The organism is Streptomyces sp. NPDC060209 (assembly GCF_042728155.1).
Taxonomy (GTDB): domain Bacteria; phylum Actinomycetota; class Actinomycetes; order Streptomycetales; family Streptomycetaceae; genus Streptomyces.
The window spans coordinates 1-5,015 of sequence record NZ_JBHWZS010000453.1; the positions used below are offsets into that span (position 1 = coordinate 1).

Consider the following 5,015-nt stretch of genomic DNA (forward strand, 5'->3'; position numbering starts at 1 on the left):
GCCAACCTGCGCACCGCCTTCGTCGACGACTCCGACGGCAACCAGGTACAGGTCGTCGTCGACGGCGTCGAAGTCCCCTGGCAGGAGATCGACCTGCGACACCTCGGCGAGCAGAACCGCGCCGACGCCTTCGACCGGTTCCTGGCCGAGGACCACGGCCGGAGCTTCGACCCGGCCTCTCCGCCGATGCTGCGGCTGACCCTGGTCAGGACCGAGCCGGACCAGGCCGAACTCGTCCTGACCGCCAACCACGTCCTGTTCGACGGGTGGTCCCTGCCGATCCTCATGCAGGACATCCTCCGCCTGTACGGATCGGCCGGTGACTCCTCCGTACTGCCCAGGGTCCGGGGTTTCAAGGACTTCCTGGTCCACCTGTCGCGACAGGACGACGAGGAGACGGCCCGCGCCTGGGCGCAGGAGCTCGCCGGCGTGGACGAGCCGACCCTGCTCGTGCCCGGCGGCGCCGGCCAGGAGGGCAGCTCCGGGATCGGGCACGTCGAGCTTCCCCTGCCGCTGGAGGAGGTCCGGGAACTGAACCGGCGTGCCTCCGAGCTGGGCGTCACCGTCAACACCCTGGTCCAGGGCACCTGGGCGGTGCTCCTCGGCCAGCTCACCGGACGGCAGGACGTGGTGTTCGGAGCCACCGTCTCCGGCCGCCCGCCGGCGGTGACGGACGTCGACTCCATCGTCGGCATGTTCATCAACACCCTTCCGGTCCGCGTCGAGTACTCGCCTGCCGACACGCTCGCCGACGTGCTGCAACGCCTGCAGAAGCGCCAGGCGGCCCTCCTCGACCACCACCACTACGGCCTCACCGAGATCCACCAGGCCACTGGGCTCACGACCCTGTTCGACACCCTGGTCGTGTTCGAGTCCTACCCCGTCGACCGCGACGGCCTCAGCGACGCCAACTCCGCGGCCGGCATCGCCTTCACCGGCATCCGCCCGTCCACCGGCACCCACTACCCGCTGACCGTCATGGCGGACGCCGACCCGCACCTGCGGCTCAACCTCCAGTACCAGCAACACGTCCTGGACCGGGCGACGGTCGACGTCATAGCCGCACGGTTCGTACGCGTCCTGCGCCAGCTGATCGCCGACCCCTCGCAGCCGGTGGGCCGCGTCGACATCCTGGAGCCCGCCGAGCGCGTACGCCTGCTGGAGCAGTTCAACGACACCGCCGCACCGGCCCCCCAGCTCACCGTCCCCGCACTCTTCGAGGCTCAGGCCGCACAGAGTCCGGACGCGGTGGCGGTGGTCTTCGAGGGCGCTGAGCTGACGTACGCGGAGGTGAACGCGCGGGCGAACCGCCTGGCGCGGGAGCTGGCCGGCCGGGGCGTGGGCCCCGAAGCGGTCGTGGCGCTGTCGCTGCCCCGCTCGGCGGAGCTCGTCATCGGGCTCCTGGCGGTCCTCAAGGCCGGCGCGGCCTACCTGCCGATCGACCCCAAGTACCCCAGTCACCGGCTGGAGTACATCCTCACCGAGGCAGCCCCCCATCTGATCCTCACCGACCACGACACCGTTGGCGTGCTGCCCGCCGGCGACGCCCCGGTGCTGTTCCTCGACGACGTCGACTTCGATGACGTCGACAGGGACGCCTCCGCCGGCGTCGGGGACCTCTCCGACGCCGAGCGCCGGGCGCCGCTGGAGCCGCGGCACCTGGCGTACGTCATGTACACCTCGGGTTCCACCGGCGCCCCCAAGGGTGTCGCCATCACCCACCACAACGTCGTCAACGGCGTCACCCAGCTCGCCGGGAAGATCGACGCGGGGCCCGGCCGCAAGGCGCTGGCCGGCACATCGGTCAACTTCGACGTCTCCGCCTTCGAGATCTTCACCACGCTGTGCACCGGCGGCAGCGTCGAAGTGGTCCGCGACGTCCTGGTCCTGGGCGAGCGCGAGGGCTGGCACGGCAACGTCATCTCCACCGTCCCCTCGGCCTTCGCCGAACTCCTCGACCAGATCGCCGACCGCACGCGGGTGGACGTCCTGGTCTTCGCAGGCGAGGCGCTCTCCGCCGACCTGGTCAACCGCACCCGCGACGCCTTCCCCGGCGTACGGATCATCAATGCCTACGGCCAGACCGAGTCGTTCTACGCGACCTCCTTCACCTCCTCCGGCACCCCGCAGGCACTGGGAGCCGTGCCGATAGGCGCACCGCTGGGCAACATGCGCGCCTACGTCCTCAGCTCCGGACTCCAGCCGGTCCCCGCGGGTGTCACAGGAGAGCTCTACATCGGCGGGAACGTCGGCCGCGGTTACCGCGGCCGCCCGGATCTGACCGCCGAGCGTTTCGTCGCCGACCCCTACGGCGAGCCCGGGTCGCGGATGTACCGCACGGGTGACCTGGCCCGCTGGAACGCGCAGGGCGAACTGGAGTACGTGGGCCGGGGCGACAGCCAGGTCAAGGTCCGCGGCTTCCGCGTCGAACCCGGCGAGGTCGAAGCCGCCGTCGTGGCTCACCCCGGTGTAGCCCAGGCGGTGGTCGTAGCCGTCGGCACGGGCACAGGCACCGGCAAGCGGCTCGTCGCATACGTCGTGCCCACCGGGCCCGGCAGTGTCACCGCCGACCAGCTGCGCGAGGCAGCGGCCGCACGGCTGCCGGACTTCATGGTCCCGGCCGTCTTCATGACCCTCGACCGCCTCCCGCTGATGCCCAACGGCAAGCTCGACCGGGCCGCGCTGCCCGAGCCGGAATTCACCGCCGGTGCCTACCGGGCACCACGCACCGAGGCGGAGGAGACCCTGGCGGGCCTGTTCGCCGAGGTCCTCGGGGTGGACAGAGTCGGCATCGACGACAACTTCTTCACTCTCGGCGGACACTCGCTGCTCGCGACCCGCCTGATCAGCCGGGTCCGTACCGTCCTCGGCGCGGAGATCCCGATCAAGACGGTCTTCGCCGCGCCGAGCGTCGCCGAACTCACCACGCACCTGTCGGCCGGCGTCGAGGTCCGCCCGGCGCTGAAGCGCCTTCCCTCCCGGCCGGAGCGGCTTCCGCTGTCGTTCGCGCAGCGCCGCCTCTGGTTCATCGACAAGTTCGAAGGCCCCTCGACCACGTACAACATCCCGCTCAACCTGAAGCTCACCGGCGTGCTCGACGCAGCTGCCCTGGCAGCCGCCCTCGGCGACGTGGTGGCCCGGCACGAGAGCCTGCGCACCGTCTTCGTCGAGGACGCCGAGGGCGTTCCCTTCCAGCGGATCGTGCCGTCGGACGACGCCCTGCTCGAGGTGCCGGTCGTCGAGGTGACGACCGGCGGGCTGGACGCGGCGATCGCCGGGACGGCGGAGTACACGTTCGCGCTGGACCGCGAGATCCCGGTGCGGGCCCGCATCCTGCGCACCGGTGAACAGGAGCACATCCTGTCGTTGGTGATCCATCACATCGCCGGCGACGGAGAGTCGATGGCGCCGCTGATCCGCGAGGTCTCCGCCGCCTACTCGGCCCGCCGCGAGGGCCGCGCGCCGCAGTTCCCCGAGCTCCCCGTCCAGTACGTCGACTACGCGGTCTGGCAGCGCGAACTCCTGGGGGCGGACTCGGATCCGGGAAGCGTGCTCTCCCAGCAGCGCGCCTACTGGCGCGACGAGCTGGCCGGCATCCCGCAGCCGCTCCAGCTGCCCTCCGACCGGCCGCGCCCGCCGAAGGCCAGCCACCGCGGTGGCATGACCGAGTTCACCGTGCGGCCCGAGCTGCTCGCCGCGGTCGAGGAACTGGCCCGCGACCGCGATGTGACCGTCTCGATGGTGATGCAGTCGGTGCTCGCCGTCCTGCTGCACCAGATGGGCGCCGGGGACGACATCCCGATCGGCGCCCCGATCGCCGGCCGCACCGACGACGCCCTGGACGACCTGATCGGCTTCTTCGTCAACACCTGGGTGCTGCGGGCCGAGCTCGCCGGCAATCCGACGTTCGACGAGCTGATCGCCCAGGTGAAGGAGAAGGCGCTGGGCGCCTACGGCAACCAGGACGCCCCCTTCGAGCGACTGGTCGAACTCCTCAACCCCGACCGCTCGACCGCCTACCACCCGCTGTTCCAGGTGATGTTCGCGTGGCAGAACTTCGCCCAGGCCGACTTCGACCTGCCGGGCCTGCGCGTGGACTTCGTCCCCGTCGTCACCGGCACCGCGAAGTTCGACCTGTTCTTCAACCTCACCGAGGTCACCACGCCCGCCGGGCGTGAGGCGCAGGGCCTCATCGAGTACGCGACCGACCTCTTCGACCGCACGACGGCCGAGGTCCTCGCGACCCGGTTCCTGCGGGTGCTGGGCGGGCTGGTCGCGAACCCGGGAGCCCCGGTCGGCCTGGTCGACGTGCTCGACCCCGCCGAGCGCGAGCTGGTCCTGCGCGGCCACAACCGGACTTCGCTGCCGGTGCCGGCGATCACCCTTCCCGGGTTGTTCGAGCGTCAGGTGGTGGGGAGTCCGGATGCGGTCGCGGTGGTGTTCGAGGGTGCGGAGTTGTCGTATGCGGAGGTGAACGCGCGGGCGAATCGTCTGGCGCGGGAGCTGGTGGGGCGTGGGGCGGGTCCTGGGGCGGTGGTGGCGCTGGCGCTGCCGCGGTCGGCGGATCTGGTGGTGGGCATGCTGGCGGTGCTGAAGTCGGGGGCGGCGTATCTGCCGATCGACCCGAAGTACCCCAGCCACCGTCTGGCCCACATCCTCTCCGAAGCGGCACCCCAGCTGGTGCTGACCGACAACGACACCCTCTCCGTACTGCCCGACTCCGGCGTACCGGCCTTCCTCCTCGACGAGGTCGACCTGGACTCCGGCCCGAGCGGTGCCGAGAGCGCGGGGGACCTGACAGGCCGGGACCGCAACGCGCCGCTCCGGCCGGACGACCTGGCGTACGTGATGTACACCTCGGGTTCGAGCGGCACGCCGAAGGGTGTCGCTGCCACACACCGCAATGTCGTCAACGGTGTCTCGCAGTTGGCGGGGCTGATCGGGGCGGGTCCGGGGCGCATGGCGCTGGCGGGTACGTCGGTCAACTTCGATGTCTCGGTCTTCGAGATCTTCAC

Annotated in this window: 1 protein-coding gene; it reads left to right on the forward strand. The window is 70.9% G+C overall.

Annotated features, from left to right (window positions below; genetic code table 11):
* Window positions 1–5,015, forward strand: a 5,015-nt coding sequence (locus ACFWFI_RS40870; protein ID WP_387400740.1) for an amino acid adenylation domain-containing protein, incomplete at both ends; no start/stop codon positions are given.